The 23,782-nt window shown below is 45.4% G+C and carries 19 protein-coding genes, 1 tRNA gene and 1 other RNA gene; 10 read left to right on the top strand and 11 right to left on the bottom strand.

Annotated elements, in window-relative coordinates; genetic code table 11:
• Nucleotides 1-200 precede the first annotated feature (200 nt).
• The 3 genes from LRP49_RS18260 to LRP49_RS18250 form a co-directional block, all read right to left on the bottom strand.
• Nucleotides 201-346: non-coding RNA, RtT sRNA (locus tag LRP49_RS18260), on the bottom strand.
• 43 nt (nucleotides 347-389) lie between these two features.
• A tRNA-Ser gene (locus LRP49_RS18255) sits at nucleotides 390-480 on the bottom strand.
• 115 nt (nucleotides 481-595) lie between these two features.
• On the bottom strand, nucleotides 596-1,486 hold the full coding sequence (locus tag LRP49_RS18250) for a LysR family transcriptional regulator (protein WP_274143760.1): 891 nt from the start codon (nucleotides 1,484-1,486) through the stop codon (nucleotides 596-598).
• Between the two features lie 134 nt (nucleotides 1,487-1,620).
• Between LRP49_RS18250 and LRP49_RS18245 the strand changes: the two genes are divergently transcribed.
• Entirely contained in the window at nucleotides 1,621-3,306 is a 1,686-nt protein-coding gene (locus LRP49_RS18245; RefSeq protein ID WP_274143758.1) for an amidohydrolase, read from the top strand.
• Nucleotides 3,307-3,374: 68 nt separating this feature from the next.
• Here the strand turns inward: LRP49_RS18245 and LRP49_RS18240 are convergent, their stop codons facing one another.
• The 5 genes from LRP49_RS18240 to LRP49_RS18220 form a co-directional block, all read right to left on the bottom strand.
• A complete protein-coding gene (locus LRP49_RS18240) occupies nucleotides 3,375-3,845 on the bottom strand; it encodes a phosphatase PAP2 family protein (protein ID WP_274143756.1) in 471 nt (156 codons plus the stop codon).
• A 214-nt stretch (nucleotides 3,846-4,059) separates the two neighbouring features.
• Nucleotides 4,060-4,881, bottom strand: coding sequence for a phosphate ABC transporter ATP-binding protein PstB (gene pstB / locus LRP49_RS18235; RefSeq protein ID WP_476397343.1), 822 nt, complete (start codon nucleotides 4,879-4,881; stop codon nucleotides 4,060-4,062).
• Between the two features lie 58 nt (nucleotides 4,882-4,939).
• Nucleotides 4,940-6,241, bottom strand: coding sequence for a phosphate ABC transporter permease PstA (gene pstA, locus LRP49_RS18230; protein WP_274143754.1), 1,302 nt, complete (start codon nucleotides 6,239-6,241; stop codon nucleotides 4,940-4,942).
• The gene (gene pstC / locus LRP49_RS18225; protein ID WP_274143752.1) at nucleotides 6,234-7,616 is read right to left on the bottom strand and encodes a phosphate ABC transporter permease subunit PstC; all 1,383 of its coding nucleotides are present in this window, start codon (nucleotides 7,614-7,616) and stop codon (nucleotides 6,234-6,236) included. Before pstC ends, pstA begins: the two co-directional genes overlap by 8 nt.
• Before the next feature lie 70 nt (nucleotides 7,617-7,686).
• Nucleotides 7,687-8,727 carry a substrate-binding domain-containing protein gene (locus LRP49_RS18220; protein ID WP_274143750.1) on the bottom strand — a complete coding sequence of 347 codons (1,041 nt, stop codon included), beginning with the start codon at nucleotides 8,725-8,727 and terminating at the stop codon, nucleotides 7,687-7,689.
• 322 nt (nucleotides 8,728-9,049) lie between these two features.
• On the opposite strand from LRP49_RS18220, the gene LRP49_RS18215 reads away from it, so the two are divergent.
• On the top strand, nucleotides 9,050-9,499 hold the full coding sequence (locus LRP49_RS18215; protein ID WP_274143748.1) for a hypothetical protein: 450 nt from the start codon (nucleotides 9,050-9,052) through the stop codon (nucleotides 9,497-9,499).
• Between the two features lie 69 nt (nucleotides 9,500-9,568).
• Here the strand turns inward: LRP49_RS18215 and LRP49_RS18210 are convergent, their stop codons facing one another.
• Both LRP49_RS18210 and LRP49_RS18205 read right to left on the bottom strand, forming a co-directional pair.
• Nucleotides 9,569-10,651, bottom strand: coding sequence for a sensor domain-containing diguanylate cyclase (locus LRP49_RS18210; protein WP_274143747.1), 1,083 nt, complete (start codon nucleotides 10,649-10,651; stop codon nucleotides 9,569-9,571).
• An 81-nt stretch (nucleotides 10,652-10,732) separates the two neighbouring features.
• Nucleotides 10,733-11,845, bottom strand: a complete 1,113-nt coding sequence (locus LRP49_RS18205; protein WP_274143745.1) for a sensor domain-containing diguanylate cyclase — start codon at nucleotides 11,843-11,845, stop codon at nucleotides 10,733-10,735.
• A 1,018-nt stretch (nucleotides 11,846-12,863) separates the two neighbouring features.
• Between LRP49_RS18205 and LRP49_RS18200 the strand changes: the two genes are divergently transcribed.
• The 8 genes from LRP49_RS18200 (at nucleotide 12,864) to LRP49_RS18165 (ending at nucleotide 20,430) form a co-directional block, all read left to right on the top strand.
• A complete protein-coding gene (locus tag LRP49_RS18200; RefSeq protein WP_274143743.1) occupies nucleotides 12,864-13,361 on the top strand; it encodes a hypothetical protein in 498 nt (165 codons plus the stop codon).
• A 554-nt stretch (nucleotides 13,362-13,915) separates the two neighbouring features.
• Nucleotides 13,916-14,380, top strand: a complete 465-nt coding sequence (locus tag LRP49_RS18195; RefSeq protein WP_274143741.1) for a hypothetical protein — start codon at nucleotides 13,916-13,918, stop codon at nucleotides 14,378-14,380.
• Between the two features lie 121 nt (nucleotides 14,381-14,501).
• The gene (locus tag LRP49_RS18190) at nucleotides 14,502-15,005 is read left to right on the top strand and encodes a hypothetical protein (RefSeq protein ID WP_274143739.1); all 504 of its coding nucleotides are present in this window, start codon (nucleotides 14,502-14,504) and stop codon (nucleotides 15,003-15,005) included.
• A gap of 1,191 nt (nucleotides 15,006-16,196) precedes the next feature.
• A complete protein-coding gene (locus LRP49_RS18185) occupies nucleotides 16,197-16,481 on the top strand; it encodes a 2Fe-2S iron-sulfur cluster-binding protein (RefSeq protein ID WP_274143737.1) in 285 nt (94 codons plus the stop codon).
• A gap of 188 nt (nucleotides 16,482-16,669) precedes the next feature.
• The gene (locus LRP49_RS18180; RefSeq protein ID WP_274143736.1) at nucleotides 16,670-17,341 is read left to right on the top strand and encodes a YoaK family protein; all 672 of its coding nucleotides are present in this window, start codon (nucleotides 16,670-16,672) and stop codon (nucleotides 17,339-17,341) included.
• 182 nt (nucleotides 17,342-17,523) lie between these two features.
• On the top strand, nucleotides 17,524-18,792 hold the full coding sequence (locus LRP49_RS18175) for an O-acetylhomoserine aminocarboxypropyltransferase/cysteine synthase family protein (protein WP_274143734.1): 1,269 nt from the start codon (nucleotides 17,524-17,526) through the stop codon (nucleotides 18,790-18,792).
• A gap of 166 nt (nucleotides 18,793-18,958) precedes the next feature.
• Nucleotides 18,959-19,468 (top strand): VC2046/SO_2500 family protein, encoded by a 510-nt coding sequence (locus LRP49_RS18170; RefSeq protein ID WP_274143733.1) that lies wholly within the window; start codon nucleotides 18,959-18,961, stop codon nucleotides 19,466-19,468.
• A gap of 266 nt (nucleotides 19,469-19,734) precedes the next feature.
• Nucleotides 19,735-20,430, top strand: coding sequence for an SDR family NAD(P)-dependent oxidoreductase (locus tag LRP49_RS18165; RefSeq protein WP_274143731.1), 696 nt, complete (start codon nucleotides 19,735-19,737; stop codon nucleotides 20,428-20,430).
• 204 nt (nucleotides 20,431-20,634) lie between these two features.
• Here LRP49_RS18165 and adhE read toward each other — a convergent pair whose 3' ends face one another.
• Nucleotides 20,635-23,340, bottom strand: coding sequence for a bifunctional acetaldehyde-CoA/alcohol dehydrogenase (gene adhE / locus LRP49_RS18160; RefSeq protein WP_274143729.1), 2,706 nt, complete (start codon nucleotides 23,338-23,340; stop codon nucleotides 20,635-20,637).
• Between the last annotated feature and the right edge of the window lie 442 nt (nucleotides 23,341-23,782).

Here is a 23,782-nt window from a genome sequence, read left to right as displayed (position 1 = left end):
CTGATAATTCAGCGGCCTTTTCTAATTTGGCGGAGCCCAAAACAAGGTATAGCGGGATTTACTCGGTTGCTTCTTCGGCTACGCCGAGCAACGTTGTCTCGCTTCGCTCGGCTGAACCCAGGCTAGGGTTCTGCACCCCTATCTCATCGAGGCTTAAAAATGCAAAAAGGCCGCTGATAGTTCAGCGGCCTTTTCTAATTTGGCGGAGAGATAGGTTATTTACTCGGCCGCTTCGCGTCCTCGCCCTGCGGGCCGTTGCTTTTTCGGCTACGCCGAGCAACGTTGTCTCGCTTCGCCCGGCTGAACCCTGGCTAGGGTTCTGCACCCCTATCTCATCGAGGCTTAAAAATGCAAAAAGGCCGCTGATAGTTCAGCGGCCTTTTCTAATTTGGCGGAGAGATAGGGATTTGAACCCTAGGTGCGCTATAAACGCACGCCGGTTTTCAAGACCGGTGCTTTCAACCACTCAGCCATCTCTCCGTGGTTGCGGCGAATATTACAAAGGGCTGGAACGCTTGTAAAGCCCGAATTTACTGAAACTCGCTCGTTTGCTCGTGGTTTGAACAAATTGAACATCTGAAACTCACTTTGTGCATCAAAACGCCAATGCGTTTTGACATGTCCGCGAGATCACACGCATCATGTCACTGAACATCGCGGACTTGTCTTTCCCGTGTCGGTAAAAAAGATTAAGCCCAACCGCTTTGTATTCGCCCATTTCTTCGACGCGCAGTTCAACAAACTCTGCCGAACATGGCGAGGCCATACTGAGCGCGGGTAATGCCGTCCACCCTTCTTGTTTCAATAGTTCACAAAGCAAATCGGTATTACTGACAATGCGTATTTTCGGTGACACTTTGGCAAAGGAGACATCCATCGCCGCAAAGTTTTCAGTCAGGTACTGCGTTTCGCTTTGCAGCTCTTTCATCGTGACATGCGTTTTCTGACTTAACGCAGAGTGCTTACTTGCGTAAATTTTAATTTTTAACGAGCCGACACCGCGAAAATCGATTTCGGTTTCTGGAAACAACTGCCCCCTGTTGGGCATCAACGCGATATCTGCTTCCCCGCTCTTTAGCATGGCAAGAGCCTGTTGCCGAGTACGGTGCAACCAGTTCAGTGTGAGATGAGGGTATTGCGCCAGCACGTCACGTTGGACAGCCGCGATTACCTGAATCGGTACAATCACGTCGTGCACAATGTTCAGGGTGTGAATGTCACTGTCAAACAGTGCCTGACTGTAATCAAACAACTCCCGGCTTTGTTTCTCCACCACTTTGGCATGAAAATAAAGCTGGTTCGCTTTGTCTGTCGGAACCGCTTTTTTTCCCTCAATTTCAAACAGCGAATACCCCAAGGTATCTTCATACGCCATTACATGCTCTCGCACTGTTGTACGAGACTTCCCTAACGCCGCTGCTGCTGCGCTATATGAGCCTTTCTCATACACCGAAATAAAGGTGGCTAACTGTTCAATGGTGTGCACGGCAGCTCTCGTTCAATCCTAACAATGTACGTGAAACCCTATCAAAACTGACTGTATTGTTCATTTTATCTTGCGCAAAATGTGAACCATCAAAGGCGAAAAATGAAATCAATATTCTGTAATTGGGGAAAAAAATGAAAAAACTATCACTCTCTCTCATTACCCTAGCTTTAAGTTCAAACATGGCATTTGCCGCACCGGATTTAATTCTGACAAACGGTGACATTGTCACTGTCACGGGTGAACAAGCGCGTGCTCAGGCCATCGCAATTAAAGATGGCAACATCGTTGCGGTAGGTTCCACCGAAGATGTTTTGAAACACAAAGATGAAGGCACTGAAGTCCGTGATCTACAGGGCAAAACGGTAACGCCCGGCTTTATTGATGCCCATGGTCATTTCGCTCAATACCTGCCACTCATCGAAAATGAATTCCTCTACCCTGCCCCAATGGGTGATATTGGTTCGATCGAAGACATTGATAAAAAGATGCGTAAGTACTTTGCACGCGAAGATCTGGACAACGATATCTTGCATGTGGCGTTTGGGTATGACGATGCAGAGCTTGCAGAAAAACGCCACCCAACCAAAGAAGATTTGGATGCCTTCAGCGAAGATTTCAGCTTCTGTGCCGTGCATGTGTCTGGTCACTTGGCAAGTTGTAACACACAAGGACTGGCGTTTATTGGCTATGATGCCAACACACCCAATCCCGATGGCGGTGTGATCCGCCGTGATGCCAGCGGCGAGATGACAGGCGTCCTCGAAGAATCCGCGATCTACGCCATTCTCGGTGCATTGCCGACAGAAACCAAAGAAGACGCCATTCGAAAATTCCTTAAAGTACAGGATATGTTCGCAAGCTATGGTGTCACCACGACTCAAGAAGGCCTTGCCACATTACCTGCAATCAATGCCATGAAAACAATGGCGGACAATGGGTTGATGAAAATTGACTTGCTCGCCTATGCAAAGTGGGTAGACCTTGATGAGGCCGTGAAAATCATGCCGATGAAAAGCACCACAAATGGCTTCACATTGGCAGGCGTAAAACTGGTGGGTGACGGCTCACCTCAAGGAAAAACGGCCTACTTGTCGTCACCCTACTATGAGCCGCCACATAGCCATGCGTATGACTATCACGGCTACCCTGTGTTGTCCCAAGAAGAGATGAACCATTGGGTAGACAAAGCTTATGCGATGAATGCACAGGTATTAAGCCACAGCAACGGTGATGCCTCTGCCGACATTCTGCTAAACGCAGTTGAACGCGCTGATGAGGTTCACGGCAAAGAAGACAGACGTACGGTGGTCATTCACGCGCAAACAACGCGCCTTGATCAGGTAAAACGCATGAAAGAAAACGCGATGATTCCATCTTTCTTCCCTGCTCATACGTATTTCTGGGGCGATTGGCATAAAGAGTCTGTGTTAGGTCCATGGCGTGCTTCGAACATTTCGCCGATGGGTTGGGCAAACTCGAATGATTTGATGTTCACCATTCATATGGATGCCCCTGTTTTGTTCCCAGACATGATGACCAACATGTGGACAGCGGTAAATCGCGTAACTCGCAGCGGCGAGGTATTGGGTGAGCACCACAAGATCAGCCCGTATCAGGCATTAGAAGCCATCACCATTAACAGTGCGTATCAGAACTTCGAAGAGGCTTCGAAAGGCACGATTGAAGTGGGTAAGCGTGCAGACTTGGTGGTGTTGGATGCAAACCCGCTGGAGGTTGACCCGATGACGATCAAAGACATCGCCGTGCTAGAAACCATCAAAGACGGACAAACGGTATTTAAACTCGCCAGCAACTAGTTCAGAGCGAGACACGTTCCAAACAAAAGCCCGCATGTCTATGCGGGCTTTTCACGTTAGGTACTTCGTTACATGTATTTGACGGCTATTACCGCAGCAACGAGGCCAACACCTAACCCCACTACAACATCTCGCCAGTGATGCTTAAATGCCTTCACGCGGCCAAGACCAACACAGACAGCGAGACCATAAGAAAGCAACCCGATAAACCACCCGTAGCAAAGCATCAACGCGGTGGAAGCCGCCACTGCGTTTGCAGTGTGGTTTGAAGGGAAGCTGTCGTTTCCACTAAGATCGGGACGCTTCGCACTAATAAGTAATTTACCAAGCAGACCTATAGCGGAAGCACAAGCGATGATAAGCAATGCTTGTTGAAGCTCTTGCCATTCACCGTAAAACACGGGAAAGGCTATCGCCGTTGTCACTAAACCGTATGCGCCAACATCACTCACAAACTGCCAATTGATGGAGGTGGAAAGTTGTGCAAAGAAAAAGAGCCAGATGGATGCCAGAAGAATAAGAGGATAAAGCGTGCTCATTCTATGCAGATTCTCTCTCACTGAAACAAAGCCAAACAATGCCATCAGTATGTCAAAATCCCTACTTCTTTAGGGGATAAGAATGTAACGAAACGTGAGCGGCAAAGCAGGTATTTGACCATCTCAGGTCAAGCAAATCAGGTCAAACAAAGTGAAAAGAAAAACGGTGCTTATTTGCACCGTTTTTCACCTGACACTCGCTGGGTTATAGCCGTTAGCCGAAGCGGCCACCAATGTAATCCCGTGTCAGTTTATGCTCTGGGTCTTCAAACACTTTCTTGGTCTCATTCACCTCAACCAAGTCCCCTAAATGGAAATACGCCGTGCGATCCGACACGCGAGACGCCTGTGACATGGAGTGTGTAACAATCACAATGGAGAAGTTCTCTTTCAGTTCATTGATCAGATCTTCAATGATACCCGTTGCAATCGGGTCCAGTGCCGAACAAGGCTCATCCATCAATATCACTTCTGGAGCAATCGCAATGGTGCGAGCAATACATAAACGTTGTTGCTGACCACCAGACAGCCCTGTTGCAGGCTGATCGAGGCGCGTTTTCACTTCTTCCCATAAACCCGCACGACGAAGAGACTGCTCAATGACCTCATCGAGTTCATCTTTGGTATCCACCAGCCCATGAATACGCGGACCATAGGCAACATTGTCATAAATCGACTTCGGGAAAGGGTTCGGACGCTGGAACACCATGCCAACCTGAGAGCGCAGTTCGACGATCTCTTGGTCTTTAGCATAGATGTTGTGACCATCGAGTAGGATTTCCCCTTTCACTTCACAGCCTGGGACGGTGTCATTCATACGGTTCAAGCAACGTAGAAACGTGGATTTACCGCAACCTGATGGGCCAATCATCGCCAGCACTTGCTTCTCTCCAATATCTAAGTTGATATTGCGAATGGCGGACTTTGCCCCGTTCTCATAACTCACGCTGACATCGCGTGCTGTCATCCTTGGCGCATTCACGAAGGGCATGCCACAGGTTTCTTTCGGCGCTAAGGTTTTTTCTGCTGCCATCATATGTTCGCTCTGTGGGACGCTTCCCGCATGGGTGATAATTGTTGTCATATCCCTACTCCTACCATCTGCGCTCTAAACGCTTACGCATGATCACGGCACATGCGTTCATAAATGCTAAAAACGCCAGCAATACCATGATTGCGCCTGACGTATTCTCGACAAATCCTTTCTCTGGGTTTTCGGCCCAAAGGTATATCTGAACGGGCAAAGCGGTTGCGGCATCGAGCGGCCCGCCCGGAATGTCCACCACAAAGGCCACCATGCCGATCATCAAAAGCGGCGCGGTTTCGCCCAATGCCTGCGCCATGCCAATAATGGTGCCTGTCAGCATTCCGGGCATCGCGAGCGGTAAAACATGGTGTAACACCATCTGCATTTTTGACGCGCCCACACCAAGTGCAGCATCGCGCACTGAAGGTGGTACCGCCTTAATGGCTGCGCGGCTGGAAATTATGATGGTAGGCAGTGTCATCAGCGTCAGCACTAAACCGCCCACGACAGGCGCAGAGCGTGGCAAGTCTGCAACGTTGAGAAATACCGCCAAGCCCAACAAACCAAACACAATCGAAGGTACTGCTGCGAGGTTATTGATGTTGATTTCAATCAGCTCTGTTGCACGATTACGCGGGGCAAATTCTTCAAGATAAATCGCCGCCGCAACACCAATGGGGAAGCTCAACGCCAAGGTCACGATCAAGGTATAGAAAGAGCCGACGGTCGCGCCCCAAATGCCCGCTAACTCAGCATCACGGCTATCACCGTTGGTGAAGAAGTTCTTGTTAAAGACAGTGCGCACATTGCCTTCTTTCACCAGTTCGTCGTACCACTCTATTTGCAGGTCTTTAAACTGACGGCCGTCTTCTGGCGTACTGGCTTTGATATTGCCTTTGTTGAATTGATTAAAGTTATCACCCGCTTGGGCCCAGTATTCTATTGTCTTGCCAATCAAAGACGGGTCGGCAATCACCATGTCACGAAGGTCATATTCCGCGCCGTTAGATAGGAATTTGTACAGGGCACGTTTCTGCTTGCGGCCATCAACGGGGATTTCTTGCAAAATCGCCTTACGTAGCACTTTTCTAAAGCTGGCCTGCATCAAGGCTTTTTTATCCGTCTCTCCGCTTTCGATACCCAACGTCTCTGGCGATAAATCAACGGTCAGCTTAATTTCAGTCGTCACGAATGCGGTGTACCCGTCTGACACGATTGTCGTCATCAACACGATAAGGAAAGCAAACGCCATTGAGATCGATGCGATGCCATAAAAGCGAAAGCGTTTCTCTTTTGCACGGCGACGAGCCACGCCCGCTTTCACGCGTTGGCGTTTGGTCTCTGCAATTTTCAATAATCTATCAGTCATACTGCTCTCGATACTTCTTCACGATACGGAGTGCGACAAAGTTCAGTGCCAACGTCACCACAAACAAGGTCAACCCAAGTGCGAAGGCAGCCAGTGTTTTCGGACTGTCAAACTCTTGGTCACCCACCAACAAGGTCACGATTTGCACCGTCACTGTTGTGACGGAATCCAACGGATTCGCCGTTAAGTTGGCGGAAAGGCCTGCTGCCATCACCACAATCATGGTTTCACCAATTGCGCGGGATACAGCCAAAAGCAGACCACCGACAATGCCTGGGAGTGCCGCGGGTATTACCACATTCACAATGGTTTCAGAGCGTGTCGCGCCTAAACCCAAAGATCCGTCTCTGAGTGATTGCGGGACGGCGGTAATGACGTCATCTGACAAAGAGGAAACAAAAGGAATGATCATCACGCCCATTACTGCACCTGCAGCCAACGCACTTTCAGAAGAAGCACCTGAAAGCCCAATCGCATGCGCGATGTCTCTAATGAAAGGCGCAGCCGTCAGTGCGGCGAAAAAGCCGTACACAACCGTAGGGATCCCGGCCAGTACTTCGAGTACGGGCTTCACGATGTTACGCACGGTGGGTGAGGCATACTCCGCCAGATAGATTGCGCTCATCAATCCGATGGGAGCCGCAATGCACATGGCGATGAAAGAGATCATTAATGTGCCGGTAAACAGTGGAATGGCACCAAACGCGCCACTCGCGCCTTGTTGATCGGCGCGTAACGCGATCTGCGGCGACCATTCGGTGCCAAACAGGAAGTCAGTGATTGGAATAATCTGAAAAAAGCGTATCGCTTCAAACAACACCGACAGCACGATACCGAGCGTAGTCAAAATGGCCAGTGTTGAGCAGAACATCAAGAAAAACTGAAGGCATTTCTCAACGTGGTTTCGTGCTTTCAATTTCGGTCGAACAATGCGCCAGCCCAATGCAAGCCCGGCTAAAGATAGAGCCCCAACACCGACAAAGCGCAGTGTCTGCCCGATGCTTTCTAAATGCAGATAGTGACCGGCCGCCGCGAGCAACGCTGGATTTTCGGTTTTCAGTACACCATTGGCAATGTGGGTAATTTGGCTAAACAGGAGTTGGCTGTTTTCGTGTGAATCGATTACCGATTGCGGCAATTGCGCCATCACAAGCGACTCAACCATACCTGGCTCAATAGCCTGCCAAATAATAAGAAGCAACACTGCAGGTACCGCTGCCAAAATGGCCGCGAATGACCCGTAGTAGGCCGGTCGTGAGTGTAGTGTGCTCAAGCTACCCTGCGCGGCGGCAAGGTCCCGAGACCGTTTTTTGGCAAGTAGGTACGCGCTGAAGGTCAGCACCAACACTATCACCATCAATGTGGACGTCTGCATCCCTTTTCCTTACATCCCTTTACAGCTAAAGGGTGGTGCGCTTTCACGCACCACCCTTATGGTTTCGCCATTACAGGTTTGGTTTCAGATCAACCGCGCTGTTGCGAACCAGTTTCCAATCACGTGCTGACAGTGGAATCAGGCCACGGTCAGTCAGGTAACCTTCGTCACCAATCGCGTCTTCAGACGTGAATGAAGAAACGTACTCTTGCAAGCCAGGCACCACGTCCTGGTGTGCTTTCTTCACGTAGAAATACAGTGAGCGAGAAACCGGGTATGAACCGTCACCGATAGCATCAAACGTTGGCACCACACCGCTGATCTTTGAGCCCTGAACTTTGTCAGAATTTTGCTCAAGGAAGCTGTAGCCAAAGATGCCGAATGCATTCGGGTTTGCATCCAGTTTTTGAACGATCAGGTTGTCATTCTCACCCGCTTCGATGAACGCGCCATCTTCACGAATACCGTGACACACTGCTTTGTACTTCTTCTTGTCGACTTTTTTCATCGCTTTCAATGCAGGATATTGCTTACAACCACCTTCCATTGCCAACTCTACGAACGCATCACGCGTACCCGATGTTGGTGGGGGACCCAGCACTTCGATTTTGGTAGCTGGAAGCGATGCGTTAACGTCTTTCCACGTTTTGTTCGGGTTCTCAATGAGGTTACCGTTTGCATCAGGTACCACTTTCGCCAACGCAGTGAAGAGGTCTTTCAGCGTGATATCAAACTGCTCAGACTGTTTAGAGTTCGCAAAGGCGATACCGTCATAACCAATTTTGATTTCAACGATGTCTTTTACGCCGTTCTTCGCACACAGCTCCACTTCAGAGCTTTTGATTTTGCGAGATGCATTGGTGATATCCGGAGTGTTTTCGCCAACACCCGCACAGAACAGTTTCAAGCCGCCACCAGAGCCCGTTGACTCGATTTTAGGTACAGAAAATTCTGAAGTACGACCGAAACGCTCCGCGACAACGGTTGCAAATGGGTAGACTGTTGAGGAACCAACAATACTGATGTAGTCACGTGATGCAGCAGCAGCATTTGTCGCCGCGAATGTTGTTACACACAGTGCAGAAGCTGCAATCAGAGCCTTAAATTTCACATCAACCTCCAAGTCGATAGTCTTTTAAATTGAAGTGGTTAGGAAGTTAGAACTGCCAATCACCACTTTCGAGTTTGCTTTAAAACTGACTAAAACTTAGATAAGGCGTGTGACACTAACCTTAACAAAATGTGAACATTTGATTACGAGAGCATATGCGCACCACGTGACACATTGAATACATCAATACTTCACGCAAATGAAATAAACTCCCCCTAGGTTATTAGTGCGCAAGGGATACTGCGTATTGAATCTCTCCAACAGCAAAATAGTAGTGGCGACGTAGCGGAGAACTTAACGACGAGAAAAAAAGAGAGAAATCATGGTACAGCGACCGATAAAAAGAGACCCTGATGCACCCCAAAAACGACGCGCCAAACCGAGTGTGCTTTTCCTTTGCGACGGGAATGACGGCTATTCGTTGGTCGCGCAATCCATACTCAACCATAAAGCCGACAGCTATTTTCACAGCCTTTGCGCGTATACCAACGATAACTGCAATATCGAATCTGCGTGTCGCTCACTGAGACACTTCAACATTGATTGCACGGATAAACACTTAGACACGATTGAGGCATACAGCAGCGAGCGGATTGATTACCTGATTGCGTTATCCCCATCATCAATCCAATCAGGCAAAAGACTCCCGCGCTATGACAAGTTCATTCCTTGGGATATCACTGAAGGCGGTGAGTTAACCGAGCAAAGACAGATCATTAAATACATCAACGATCAGATTAATTACTTTCTTTCCGTCTACTTATACCGCTGAGACCCAGACAACAAAAAAGGGGCACTCAGCCCCTTTATTCCATTCACACGATATCTAACGCCGTCCTGCTCAGGCAAACGCATCGTTGGCCCAGCCAAGATGCAGCGATTCTTCACCACTGATCACAAACTGATCTCGGCCCTGCGCCTTCGCACTGTACAACGCTGCATCCGCTTGCGAAATCAGCAATTCAACGCATTTACTTTCTTCCAAATGGATTGAATCACTGCACGTGAAATGACACACACCCATACTGGCCGTTATCGTGAAGTCGTCGAATGGAAGTGTCGCTAAACCTTTCTGGATACGGACACAGACTTCCTTCACTTCTTCAAGCTCAATATCTTGCAGCCAAAGTAAAAACTCTTCACCACCATAACGGCCGACAAAATCGTAACTTCGAAGGGCTTTTTTCAAGACAGATGCCACTTCCACCAGTACATCGTCGCCGCGTAAATGCCCGAACTTATCGTTAATTGTTTTAAAATAGTCGAGGTCGATGATCACCACCGCTCCTTGAGAACGTCGGCGACTTAGCAGATTAATGTTTTGCTCAATATGTTCAAACAAGTGCCGACGATTTGGAATGCCCGTCAATGGATCGGTCCGCACTAAAGCTTCAAGTTTTCCGTTCAGCCTTTCCAGCTCATCACGTTGTTGCTCACGAGCCAATTCCACCTCGATCCACGACGCCATCAAACAAAGGGAATCGATGTCGATATCTTTGAATTTTCTCGGATAAGGGTTGGGACTTGTAAAATTGAGCGTTCCGTATACATGTCCATTCACGCGAATAGGCACACCAATGTACGACTCCAACCCAAATTCTCGATAGGCAGGATGATTTCCGAGAATATCGGTCTCACCGACGTTTTCCATGGCAACAGGGCCATCAGCTCCCAGCGTTACCCAACAATACGAAAGATCGTAGGGAAATTCAGCACCTGGCTGAAGCGGCACCGAATCAGGACAAACCACGTTTTTAACCTGATATCGTCCGTCTGAAATGAAGGACAAAATACCAATGTCCAACCCAAATCGCTCCAGTCCCATTTTGAGCAATTCGTTAATTTGGTGGTCGAGTCCTTTATCAAAATCATTGGTGATTTGGTACAAGCACCGGATAACTTTTTCACTTTCGGACATTTCCATGTCTTGGTCTTACCTATTCAAATACCTACGTAAAGAATAGTCATGGAATAGAAATGAAACAAAGCGATATTTCTAATTATTTTAAGCAGATAGTGTATTGATAGGTATGGGACGACTAGACGATGCAACGGCACAGTTTCGACCATTGGCTTTGGCCGTATTCAACGCCTCATGCGCCAAATCGATCAACTTATCTAACGTACGTGAGAACGATAATTGCGTTTCACTTTCCCCATGGAACGCACAAAAGCCAATGCTGATGGTAATGGGCTTTCCTTCCACTTCACAATTAGCCACGTTTTCCGCCATGCGTTCACACACCTTAACCACTTCTGATTGCAAGGTGTCAGGCAACCAAACCAAGAACTGTTCACCGTTGTAGCGCGCGACAAAATCGTAATTTCTCACTGCCTGTCGTAGCGCATTCGCGACTCCACAGAGAATCGTGTCCCCTTCTTCATGCCCGTGCTGTTCGTTAAGCATACGGAAGTAGTCAATATCGACAATGGCAATTGCCCCTTCTCCATTACGCCTAATCAACTGATTAAGTTCTCGGTGAAGATGATCAAACAAGGCACGCCGATTGGGAAGATCTGTCAGCGGATCAAAAAGCTGTAAACTTTCCAGCCTTTGACTCATCGTTAACAAAGACGCCCTTGCTCCATTCACTTCTTCCCGAAGTTCTTCATTTTCGAGCCTGAGTTCAATAAGACTTGCTAACAGCCTCAGTACACTTTCGTCATCAGCTTGCTCTCGACCAATGATCTCACTACTAAAACTCAAACTTCCCCACACTGCACCGCCAAAATACAGACAGACCCCCCAATACGCTGGCGCAAGGGAGCTACGCGCTGCATGTTTGGACAGTTCAGGATGTTTCGCTGTTTCAGGAGCCAAAATGACGTTCGATTTGCGGGCAGTGACGCTGCAAAACGTCGTCGCGAGTGGATACACATTTTCACGATGTATCGCACCACTCACGCCTTCAAAGACGGAAGCCACAACGTAAAGCTCATCATTACTAATGCGCGCTACCCTTGCCTCCGAGGCACCAAAATACTCAAGCCCAGCTTGCAGTAACGACTTGCACCATTTAGTGAATTCAACGTCTTGCTGACGCGCAATTAATGGAAATGTAGACAACAACTGACGAATAGATACGCCTTCTTCCGGCGAGGGGTAGTCTGACGGCATATTAGCTTCTTCTTTTTTAGTCTGTACTCATAGGAATAGCACACCCTGCCGGAATAGATAAATTCAAAGCATGGATCACACCTATTTGAAAACATGTCGTCGTGTGTTGGATTCCTACCTCACCCTAGGCATTTGTCTCATTAATATGTCAGTCGTTGTTAAATAAAAATTTCGACTCACACCTTCAAATACCACGTTTATCGGCGGTTACATCCCTCACGTTACATAGTCAGGTTCTAAACTTAGTGTTATTCGTTTGACGACGAAGGGCGGTAGCGTATCTTTCATTTCCTCTTTTTATGGTTCCGCTTACTGACGCCCCCGATGGACTGTTGTATTAGATAACGCTGCAGCATTCACCAGCCACTCCCCTACCATCCCGCGGTTTTCGGTTAGATCTGCCCTTACAGCTTTAATAAATCAAAGTAAATATTATTATGTTCGCCCCTCACTCGCTACATAATCCCTTCTAAGGACGATTTTAAATATGACAGGAAAAACGCAAACGGTGTTAATTTTTTAGCAACAAAGCATGTGAGATGGAAAAAATGATTAAGAAAAACAGAGCCAAACTAATTACATATTTTTAATTTCGCTTTCCATATTTGGATTTTTTGCTTTGCACGTTAAAAATCACACCACAATTGAAGTCCATGATGAAAACTCTTCATATTACCAACTCCACACTGAATACAATGAAAAAGGTTACTTAACAAATAAAGAGATTGAAACGCTTCAGGAATTGTCAAAGCATGAATTAAAAAGTCAACTATCTAATTCCAACACAACAACAGACATGACATTTGAGCTCATCATCATAGCCCTCAACTCAATATTAGTATTTAGGCTACTTGTCTACAACAAGGATAAAGTCGCCTCCATCGCCGTTCTAATTATCAATATGATCGGGTGGATGACATTGTAATAATTTTAGCGACTACGGAATAACCATTGATGAAGACGCAAGGTGAAAATTGGTTTTCAACATATGAAATCAAACAAACCCTAGACATACTTTATGCTAACAATGTATGAATACATATACCCATTTATTATTATCGCAATCATTGCGGCATTAGCCACCCTATCTGTTCTTTTTTTGACCACTCTATGCAAAGTGATTTCAAACAGAAAAAGAAAGTCTAGAATAACAACGTTAATACCACCCTTTGCATTTATACTTTTAATTCCATTCACTCTAATAGCAACAAAAAAAATTATGGATGGAAAAGTAGAGGCAATTTTTTCAAACATCTCGCGATCACATGACTTTGAAATCATGATATTAAACTCAGAAACTCCATTTAACATACAAGGTAAAACAATAGATATAATTAATTCCAAACTAAGCGGAAGCCATCCCACTAAAAAATTTGAAGTGCAAGTAACTGGGAAAAACCTTGTTCTAAATCTGATATTTAGAGCAGACTCTAGAGATGCCAATATGTATTGGGTTTACTATCCATACTATAAACTCTCCGGGAGTGTTTTTTATGTAAAATTCACACCTAAGTAAACGGACATTAAACATTGAACATACTAAATCACAGCGTCGGGAAATTGAATATTGATGAACACTATGATTTTGTCTAACTAACGGGGACAGTTTCTGAGATTTGACTTGAAGTGGTGATTGAAGTTTATGAAAAGTAAAGTATTCGCAAACAGATACGAGCTGATAGTTTGGCTGGCCGTTATATGGTATTTGTTGGGGTATGTGTTTTTTGATCTGAAAAATAAAACATATACTGACACTGTCGGAGTGTTGATTTTTGCATCATTAGTCCCTTGTTTTATAGTAACCATTTCAATGATGATTGACTCTTGTAATACATATAGAGGATGGCTATATACATCATTTGTTTTCGTATGGATTATAGGAATGACTGGACACGAATTTACCGCATTCATAGTCCCTCACATTGTGTATGTCATAGCTCTATCTTTTCACTTGAGACGAACTAAACATAAGAAATAGCAATTGGAAAGTTAACGGGACAGACACTATTGGCCGTATTTCAAAATTTACTATGAGTTACTCTAAGGGTTTTCACGAACAGGATATTATTTATGAGTTCTAATGAATTAGAGGTCCCCCCCCTTAAAAGTGGTATTTTTTATTTTGATCGAAAAGAGCTAGTCGAAGCAATATTTGTAATCCCAATCAGTGTTTTCATGTCTTTTCTCTGGAGTTATGGTTCATCGATAATGGGCGTTATAATACCTTTAATAGCAATACCCATGATATTAAATCGACCGTATCTTAGAGCAAGATTCATAAGAAATAATAGAAAGTACATCATAACGAAAGAGAGAATAGCGTATAAAAAGCCAAATAGTTCAACATTCACTCTCAATGTATATGGAAGAACACTAATAATTAAAAAAAGAATGTGGAGCTATGATGTTATGTTTCATAAAAACAATTTTTTAGATGGTATAGGACATTTTGGTGATTTGCGATACATTGGCAGTGGAATATATAATTTAAGTAAAGAAGACTGTGACTTAGTCAAGAAACATTTTACACACTGAAGTAGAACTGACAGGGACATACAGCCTAACAGAAATCCCATAACTCATCTATCGGCAACTCTATACTATATAGATTTATTCATCAATAAAGTGACCGCCCTCATCTCCCTATGGATTTTAAATGAAAATAGAACCCAAGCGGAATAGATACTTGTATCTTACTGGCATGGAAATTTTGCGAATAGCAATTGGAATTCCGTTCCTGTTTTTATTTTCTTTGTTTTGCTTGTATGCCATTAAAACAACAGACGATATATCACCTTTTTTAGGGCTTATATTATCTATTTCGTTGCTGTTAGGGATGTTTTGGCGAGGATACATAAGGTCAAAATTTATGCGCCATGGCGGATACTACTTAATAGAAAATGACCATATTAAATATGTTTACAGCCTTTCAAAAGTAAGAGTGGAATCCATTCAAAACAGGAAATTCAAGGTAACTAGAAGATTTATGTCATTTGATATAATTTTTAATGACTCAATTATAAGTTCTTTAGGAACCCTTGAAGATATGAGCCACTTTGGAAGTGGCATATATGGAGTAAGCAAAGCCCAAAAAGACGAAATCATTCGAACGTTAAGTAGCAAAACCACTGGAACAGACACCCCAAGAGAAATCCAATAGTAATCCCCTAGCGTAAAACAATATTAAACTGAACAGCATTCAACGAAGGTTTGCGATCAGAATTCGTACTGCTTCATAGCAAATATTGCTGCTCCTAGGTTTTTTAAAGTGCCTGCCCTCATTTTTAAAACAAACAAGTCCGTCATTACACTCGGTGAAGATTTAAAAAGATGGCGTGAAAGCCAATAACTATGAAGACGAATGTGGTTACCGGGCATGTTGGCTTATATTTAATAGGTGAGATAGTGGAATTCGTAGGTTTTTTCCTAGTACTAATTGCAATGGTATTATTCATATACGCACTAATTAATTTGGTGTACTTCGTCCTTGGTATTATAAAATTCCAATTCAGACTGAATAACCTACTAATATTTCTTGTTTCATTCTCACTTATTATTGGCGTAAAATTTATAATTGACAACAACTCTGAACTCTTGAAATTCGAAGTTATACATAAGAAGTCACAAACTTAAATTGGTAAAACCTTGAAAAACTCACTTTACATACTACTGAACTCATTTTTTGCCTTGTTATTCTTATTTGTTTTAATTGAATTGCTTTCACCTAATGTGAATGAGTATAGATATGTTTATATAATACATGGTGTGCTTCTAATTGGTAACTTGTTCTTATTGTGGATATTGCCATTTTACATATTAGCAACAAAAAACAATATCAAAGATAGATTTATGCTATTTATGATCGCACTATTATTCCCAATAATTGCGTCAGTTCTAATCTATTTAAGATTGAAAAACGAAACGATTAGTTAGCGAAAAGAACTAACAGGGACAAACACCCTAAGAAACTCATACTGGTGTACGCACAAAGATCAATACAAAATCTTTTCCAATTGCAGTAAGCACTTTTCTATGCAGTCGCGGCGGTGCTTGTAGTGCTTATCCAACTGTCTATCGTAGCCACCGACGTACACATCGAGATACGCAACGTAATAAATATCTCGCCAAGTTTCAGCTTTGTCTGATGAAGTTGTAGGCACTTTTGTATCGAATACGTAGAAATCGAGAGCTACTACATTGGCATGGTTGAAGGTATAAAACGATCAATCAATAGCTTCGACCAAAACACATTTCTGCCATCAACATCTATTTTCCCTCAATATCAACAGCATGATACTCCCTTCCCCGCTATTCTTTATCTATAAGAACGTGATGCGAAGGAGCAATCGTCATGCCGAAAGTAACATTCAGTAGAACAGGCAACGCTGTCGAGCTTACTACTGGCAGTTCATTGATCGATCTTGAAGACACAGGTAAAAGCGAAGTCCCCTTCGGCTGTCGTTCGGCGGCTTGTGGTACCTGCTTGATTGATGTTGTCACAGGAATGAATAACCTCAACCAACGCACCGAAGAAGAGCAGGACCTTTTGAGCGACCTCGATATGGATGGTGAAAATCGTCGTCTCGCTTGCCAATGCAAAATTCATGGCGATATCACGGTGAATCCCCTGAACTAAAGCTACACACTATCTGTGGCGTGGGTTTAAATCTCGCGGTTTAAACAGTCGGCGAAATCAGTGGATTGAAAGCAATGATTGCTTGATCTAACCCACGCGTTTTACCTGTATTTGGTGTAGAATTCCCGCCCTTTTCCGTGATAATACGGAAAGCTCTCTTGTTCTCTTCTTTTTTCGAAGGTTAACGCGTGATTTCCAAACTGCCCAAATGGGTCGAATACGGTGCTTTTATCCTCGCTCTTACTGCTGGGTGCATAAATGGCATTGGTCTGCTTGGTTTCGAGCATCAGGCCATATCGCATTTGTCTGGGACGGCAACACTGATTGGAACGGATTTCATTAATGACCACCCTGTTAAGCTGGTCCATTTATTACTGATTGTGGCGGGATTTTTCGGTGGAGCCACACTCTCTGGCTTGGTATTGAAAGACGGGACGCTGTCCCTTGGCCGTCGTTATGATTTGCTGTTGGTTATCGAAGCGATGTTGTTGCTAGGTGCCGTTTATCCCCTTTCTCATAACGCTATTTATGGCTTGTACCTCGCTTCTGCCGCTTGTGGTTTACAAAACGCACTTGTGACCAGCTATAGCGGTGCGATTGTCCGAACAACGCATATTACCGGCATCATTACCGATCTGGGCTTGATGTTTGGCGCATTGCTACGCGGGCAGCCATTGAATAAACGTAAGCTCGTGCTGTTTCTCGTTATCGTCGCAGGCTTTGTGCTGGGTGGTGTACTGAGCGGTATTTTGTTCCCTATGTTGGGTGCATATAGCTTTGCCGTGCCAGCAGGCGTTTGTATTTCACTAGCAATTGTTTATCGCGTCTATATGTGGCGAGCAAAGATTCGCATGAGATAAACGAACAATTTTGCGCGTTCATCACATTGGGCGCGCTTATACTCCACGCCGCTTCCCCTGTATTTTTTATCACTCCCTTTCATCTTGTCTCTCTTCAAAGATTCTTGAGCCCCGACAATTTACACCTCGTTGGTTTGTGCCATAGTGATCAATTGCTGTTTCACAACATTCAAGGAAGAACAATGAAAGACGAAACATTAGCTATTCACGCGGGTTACCAGACAGACCCAACGACCAAGTCTGTTGCTACACCAATTTATCAAACCGTTGCCTACGAATTCGACAGCGCACAACACGGTGCAGACCTGTTCAACCTTGAAGTGCCAGGCAACATTTACACCCGCATTATGAACCCTACTAATGACGTACTAGAACAGCGCATGGCTGCGTTGGAAGGCGGTATCGCGTCTTTGGTTGTTAGTGCAGGCAGTGCGGCTATCCACTATGCCATCCTAACGCTTGCTGAAGCAGGCGATAACATCGTTTCTACGCCGCAACTTTATGGTGGTACTTATACGTTATTTGCGCACATGCTGCCGAAACTGGGTATAGATGTGAAATTCGCGAAAGACGACAAGCCAGAATCTCTTGCGGCACTGATTGATGAAAACACCAAAGCGGTATATTGCGAAAGTATCGGTAACCCTGCCGGTAACATTATTGATATTGAAAAGGTGTCAGAGTTAGCGCATGCGCAAGGTGTTCCAGTCATTGTGGATAATACCGTTGCAACACCTGTACTTTGTAAACCGATTGAGTTTGGTGCCGACATCGTCGTTCACTCACTGACTAAATACATTGGGGGTCATGGCACTACCTTAGGCGGTGTGATTGTCGACTCAGGCAAATTCCCATGGGCACAGCACAAAGACCGTTTCCCAGTGTTAAACCAACCCGAGCCTTCATACCACGGTGTTGTTTACACTGAGGCGTTTGGTGAAGCGGCGTTTATCGGACGTGCGCGTACTGTTCCGCTACGAAACACGGGTTCAGCCCTATCGCCAATGAACGCGTTTATGCTGATGCAGGGTCTGGAAACACTGTCTCTTCGCATGGAACGTCATGTCGAAAACGCTAAGAAAGTCGCCGAGTACCTACAAGGGCATGAGAAAGTTAGCTGGGTAAGTTATGCAGGGCTGCCAGAGTCTGAACACTATGCACTGGCACAGAAGTACATGAAAGGTAACCCATCAGCAATCCTTTCTTTCGGTTTGAAAGACGGCTATGACGCAGGCGTGCGTTTCTACGATGCGCTAGGCCTGTTCAAACGCTTGGTAAACATTGGCGATGCGAAATCACTAGCTTGTCACCCTGCTTCCACCACTCACCGTCAATTGAGCGTCGAAGAACAAGCACAAGCGGGCGTGTCTCCAGAGATGATCCGCTTGTCTGTCGGTATTGAGCACATTGAAGACATCATTGCCGACCTTGAACAGGCACTGAACGCTTAAACCACCAAGGTTCAAGCAATAAGCACGACAAAGCCCGCATTCCAGCGGGCTTTTTTGTTCATAGGCCGTTTTAGGTTTTAAGCCAAAGAAAAACCGCACAATTTTGCTAAAGCTCAGCCCTGTATTGCCGATAAACAAAGGGTAACGAAGATACTGACTGAGAATTATGCAAGTTCACGCGCTCGACAAAGCTAAGCTAATTACGGATGTACAGCTAGGGAATCACCTTAGCCACGCCGTGACGCAAGGTCGTCGCTCAGATTTTGCTCTCATGTTGGCCCTTCTTTCAGGTGATGCGACAGAATCGACACCACTCACCCCAGCCTATCCAGAAAAGGCGACAGACGCAGAGCTACGAGAAATCCTAGAACTGCCAGAACCAAACCGACTGATTGCGGAAGATGTGGACTACGAACTGTGCGGTACGCAGGCTGAATTATTCCACACATCAAGCATAACCAGTACGCGCCTGAACCACTGCGTGTCTCCAAGTGCTTTGCATTTCCCTGCCCACGGAACCCACGATTTAGGCGAAGATGTTTACCATAATTTGTCTGGTCACCAGAGAAGACAGCTCGCCGAAGAAAAACCCAACCTAACCGCATATAATCCGGTAAATCTGTATAACCAACTGGTTCTCTCTAAGCGGTTTCAAGAGCTTAACGCTACTGCATAAGACATTGTATTTGCTAGATTAATTTCATTCCAATAACATAGCTAATTTACCAATTCAACTTCTTCCACCTCAAAAAACCAATCTGTGATCACTAACTAATAAATTAATTTTGCACACAGTTTGCACAACCTTTTTTGAACAATTTCACACCACATTCACAAATCTTGGTCCAAGATTGTTATCCACCTTTGAAAAAGCTGGGTATAAGTTGTTAACTTTCTGGGTGCAAGTTGAGATAGAACGAAATTATAAGAAAAGGTCAGACAATGGACATAGCTAAATCTGTCATCGTGATTACAGCCGCCGGCACACCAACCGGAAGAGCTATGGCTGAACACTTTTGTAGACTCAACGCCCGCGTTGCACTCGTAGATACGGACAGCAGTAACCTGCAAACAACATATGAAAACTGCCTAAAGGTGGGGGGGATCTGCTATTCGTTTTATCTAGCAAATCGCAGTGTCGAAAACATTTCCCATTTGTTTACGGAAGTAAACCGTGAGATGGGAGCTGTGGATGTTTTGATTAATTACTGGCAAGCAGGAGGCGGTGGTGTGCCTAGTCTGCTCGCAAGTAACACCGTTGTCGACCAAACTATTGCCGATCAAACCATTGCCGATGTAGCCTCAAACCTATATCTATTCGGTCGTGGTGCTGCAATCAATATGCTCGACTGCGGCCGCAAAGGGGTTATCGTCAATATACCGGGTTTAGGTGCAGCCAATGAAGCAAGCCTAAACTTAGACAGCTCAAATGCTGTAATCCGTGGCCTTACACAAAGCTGGGCACAAGAACTCGAACACGCCAATATTCGCGTTGGCGGCGTTCTTCCGCGAATGCGCCACTATGACAATGGTATGGTGCATTATCACTCCGCTATCAATTACGACATGATTGATGGTGCCGCGTACATCGTTGAGAACGACAGTTTCACTGGCCGTATCTTAGAAGCAGCGAGTTAAACGGCCAGTGAATTTAGCCGTAGCCGCTTCAACTACCTGAAAATATTGTAAAAGCAGCCAATTGAGAAAGTGCCTTTTTCGCTTAACGGCGAGCTGGCAAAAGGATAGCTTTCTCTCCGATTGGTTGTTCTGAGCAATATCAGGTATGCCACTGCCAATAAAAAAGCCCGCTTAATGCGGGCTTTTTTTCATGCTTTGAGAGAATTATGCTTTAGCAGCTTCTTTCTTCTCTTTAGCAGCTGGTTTCGCAGCAGCTTCTTGGTCAGCTTTCTTCTTGATTACTGAAGTGCCTTCTACCGTTTCGCCTTCAACGAACGCTTTACCGTAGTAAGAAGCCAGCAGAACTTCTTTCAGCTCAGCAATCAGAGGGTAGCGTGGGTTCGCACCAGTACATTGGTCATCGAACGCTTCAACCGCTAGCTCGTTCACTTTTGCCAGGAAGTCTGACTCAGATACACCCGCAGCTTGGATAGACAGTGGGATATCTAGGTCGCCTTTCAGCTCTTCCAACCAACCCAGCAGACGCTCGATTTTCTGAGAAGTACGGTCGCCAGCTTGAGACAGACCCAGGTGGTCAGCAACTTCTGCGTAACGACGACGTGCTTGTGGACGGTCGTATTGAGAGAATGCAGTTTGCTTCGTTGGGTTGTCGTTTGCGTTGTAACGTACAACGTTAGAAATCAGCAGTGCGTTCGCCAAGCCGTGTGGCAGGTGGAACTCAGCACCGATTTTGTGCGCCATTGAGTGACATACACCCAGGAATGCGTTCGCAAACGCGATACCTGCGATAGTCGCTGCGTTGTGTACTTTCTCACGAGCGATTGGGTCTTTAGAACCGTTCGCGTAGCTTGATGGTAGGTATTCTTTCAGCATCTTCAGAGCTTGAAGTGCTTGACCATCAGAGTACTCGTTCGCAAGAACAGATACGTAAGCTTCCAGTGCGTGAGTTACTGCATCGTAACCACCGAACGCAGTCAGAGACTTAGGCATGTTCATTACTAGGTTCGCATCTACGATTGCCATTTGTGGTGTCAATTCGTAGTCAGCCAGTGGGTATTTCGCACCGGTCTTGTCGTCAGTTACAACTGCGAAAGGTGTAACTTCTGAACCTGTACCTGATGTGGTAGTGATACATACCAACTCAGCTTTTTTACCCATTTTAGGGAACTTGTAGATACGCTTACGGATGTCCATGAAGCGCATTGACAGTTCTTCGAAATGCGTTTCTGGGTGCTCGTACATTACCCACATGATTTTCGCTGCGTCCATCGGTGAACCGCCGCCCAATGCGATGATTACGTCAGGTTGGAAGCTTTGCATTGCCGCTGCACCTTTTTGTACAACAGACAGTGTTGGGTCAGCTTCAACTTCGAAGAACGTCTGAACTTCCATGCCTTGTGCTTTTAGCAGCGCAACGATTTCATCAGAGTAACCGTTGTTGAACAGGAAGCGGTCAGTTACAACCATTGCGCGTTTTTTACCTTCCAGATCGCTCAGTGCGATTGGCAGGCTACCACGACGGAAGTAGATAGATTTAGGTAGTTTGTGCCACAGCATATTTTCAGCTCGCTTCGCTACAGTCTTCTTGTTGATAAGGTGCTTAGGACCAACGTTCTCAGAGATTGAGTTACCGCCCCATGAACCACAGCCCAGAGTCAGTGACGGTGCAACGTTGAAGTTGTACAGGTCACCGATACCACCGTGAGTGGTTGGGATGTTTACAAGAATACGTGCAGTTTTCAGCTTGTCGCCGAAGTACTTGATGCGGTCTTGGTTTACGTCTTGGTTAGTGTAAAGACCAGACGTGTGGCCGATACCGCCAATTTCAACCATGGTAACTGCTTGTGCTACTGCGTCTTCGAAATCCGTTGCACGGAACAGACCCAGAGTTGGAGACAGTTTCTCGTGTGCGAACTCGTCGTCATAAGAAACTTTGCCCAGACCTTCACCGATAAGTACTTTGGTGTCTGCTGGTACAGTTACGCCTGCCATTTCAGCAATCTTAACCGCTGGCTGGCCAACGATTTTCGCGTTTAGTGCGCCGTCAATCAGAAGTACTTTACGTACTTTTGCTGCGTCGTCTTTGTTAAGTACGTGACCTTTGTGAGAAGCAAAACGCGCTTTCACTTCGTCATATACTGAATCAACAACAATTGCCGCTTGCTCAGATGCACAAACTACGCCGTTATCGAACGTCTTAGACATTAGGATAGAAGCAACAGCACGTTTTACGTCTGCAGTTTCATCGATAACAACTGGAACGTTACCCGCGCCAACACCGATAGCTGGTTTACCAGAAGAGTAAGCCGCTTTAACCATGCCTGGACCACCAGTTGCAAGGATCAGGTTGATGTCGTCGTGCTTCATCAGAAGGTTTGACAGTTCTACTGAAGGCTCGTCGATCCAGCCAATGATGTCTTTTGGTGCGCCCGCTGCTACTGCTGCGTCTAGAACCAGTTTAGCTGCATCATTTGTAGAGTTTTTCGCACGTGGGTGTGGCGAGAAGATAATACCGTTACGGGTCTTCAGAGAAATCAGAGATTTGAAGATCGCAGTTGAAGTAGGGTTGGTAGTTGGGACGATACCACAGATGATACCTACTGGTTCAGCGATAGTGAAAGTACCGAACTCTTCGTTCTCTTCCAAAATGCCGCAGGTTTTTTCATCTTTGTATTTGTTGTAGATAAATTCTGATGCGAAGTGGTTTTTGATAACCTTGTCTTCGACGATACCCATGCCAGATTCTTCAACAGCTTGTTGTGCCAAAGGAATACGAGCATTGTTAGCAGCCAGAGAAGCAGCGCGGAAGATTTGGTCAACTTGCTCTTGAGAGAAAGTCGCAAACTCTTTCTGTGCTTTCTTAACACGTTCAACCATTGCGTTGAGTTCGGCTACGTTAGTTACAGGCATATTTGTCTCCTACATACCTAAAGTTTGAAAATTATTTAGTAACCACACGCTCTTTGCTTAGAGGCCTAAACAACACACATCCTCTATGCTGTTTGGCAAGCGTTTAGTAAATAACTCTCAAAACCGATTATAGAATTTCGCTAAAGCAGAAAGTTGATCCGGATCATGTGTAGTAAACTTTCATAATCTTTTTCACCAATCGGTCAAAACACCATCAATTCTTACTAAAAATGTGCTTTAAATCAGCAAATCCCGCAAGAAAACTACGTGAATGTACCACATATGATTCGTGTCTCACATTCAATTTTAGGTGCGCCAGATCACATATTTCGAAGCGTGAAATAAATTGCGACACAGCTCAAACTTTCAGTCTATTGCAGGTGCATTTTAGGAAAAAGTTTAAAGCTCAAATTATTAATCAATCCCACTGTACACTAGGGTA

Origin of the sequence: Enterovibrio qingdaonensis, assembly GCF_028683135.1 — a bacterium.
Lineage (GTDB): Bacteria > Pseudomonadota > Gammaproteobacteria > Enterobacterales > Vibrionaceae > Enterovibrio > Enterovibrio qingdaonensis.
The sequence above is the reverse complement of the archived record's forward strand: the minus strand, read 5'-3'. Positions and strand labels throughout refer to the sequence as shown.

What these genes read in the sequence shown, in the direction of transcription:
- LRP49_RS18165 (WP_274143731.1), top strand. Translation starts at nt 19,735, where the DNA reads ATGGACATAGCTAAATCTGTCATCGTGATTACAGCCGCCGGCACACCA.
- LRP49_RS18200 (WP_274143743.1), top strand. Translation starts at nt 12,864, where the DNA reads ATGCTAACAATGTATGAATACATATACCCATTTATTATTATCGCAATC.
- LRP49_RS18205 (WP_274143745.1), bottom strand. Translation starts at nt 11,845, where the DNA reads ATGCCGTCAGACTACCCCTCGCCGGAAGAAGGCGTATCTATTCGTCAG.
- LRP49_RS18215 (WP_274143748.1), top strand. Translation starts at nt 9,050, where the DNA reads ATGGTACAGCGACCGATAAAAAGAGACCCTGATGCACCCCAAAAACGA.
- LRP49_RS18245 (WP_274143758.1), top strand. Translation starts at nt 1,621, where the DNA reads ATGAAAAAACTATCACTCTCTCTCATTACCCTAGCTTTAAGTTCAAAC.
- LRP49_RS18240 (WP_274143756.1), bottom strand. Translation starts at nt 3,845, where the DNA reads ATGAGCACGCTTTATCCTCTTATTCTTCTGGCATCCATCTGGCTCTTT.
- LRP49_RS18210 (WP_274143747.1), bottom strand. Translation starts at nt 10,651, where the DNA reads ATGGAAATGTCCGAAAGTGAAAAAGTTATCCGGTGCTTGTACCAAATC.
- LRP49_RS18190 (WP_274143739.1), top strand. Translation starts at nt 14,502, where the DNA reads ATGAAAATAGAACCCAAGCGGAATAGATACTTGTATCTTACTGGCATG.
- LRP49_RS18170 (WP_274143733.1), top strand. Translation starts at nt 18,959, where the DNA reads ATGCAAGTTCACGCGCTCGACAAAGCTAAGCTAATTACGGATGTACAG.
- LRP49_RS18195 (WP_274143741.1), top strand. Translation starts at nt 13,916, where the DNA reads ATGAGTTCTAATGAATTAGAGGTCCCCCCCCTTAAAAGTGGTATTTTT.
- LRP49_RS18175 (WP_274143734.1), top strand. Translation starts at nt 17,524, where the DNA reads ATGAAAGACGAAACATTAGCTATTCACGCGGGTTACCAGACAGACCCA.
- LRP49_RS18185 (WP_274143737.1), top strand. Translation starts at nt 16,197, where the DNA reads ATGCCGAAAGTAACATTCAGTAGAACAGGCAACGCTGTCGAGCTTACT.
- pstC (WP_274143752.1), bottom strand. Translation starts at nt 7,616, where the DNA reads ATGCAGACGTCCACATTGATGGTGATAGTGTTGGTGCTGACCTTCAGC.
- adhE (WP_274143729.1), bottom strand. Translation starts at nt 23,340, where the DNA reads ATGCCTGTAACTAACGTAGCCGAACTCAACGCAATGGTTGAACGTGTT.
- pstA (WP_274143754.1), bottom strand. Translation starts at nt 6,241, where the DNA reads ATGACTGATAGATTATTGAAAATTGCAGAGACCAAACGCCAACGCGTG.
- pstB (WP_476397343.1), bottom strand. Translation starts at nt 4,881, where the DNA reads ATGATGGCAGCAGAAAAAACCTTAGCGCCGAAAGAAACCTGTGGCATG.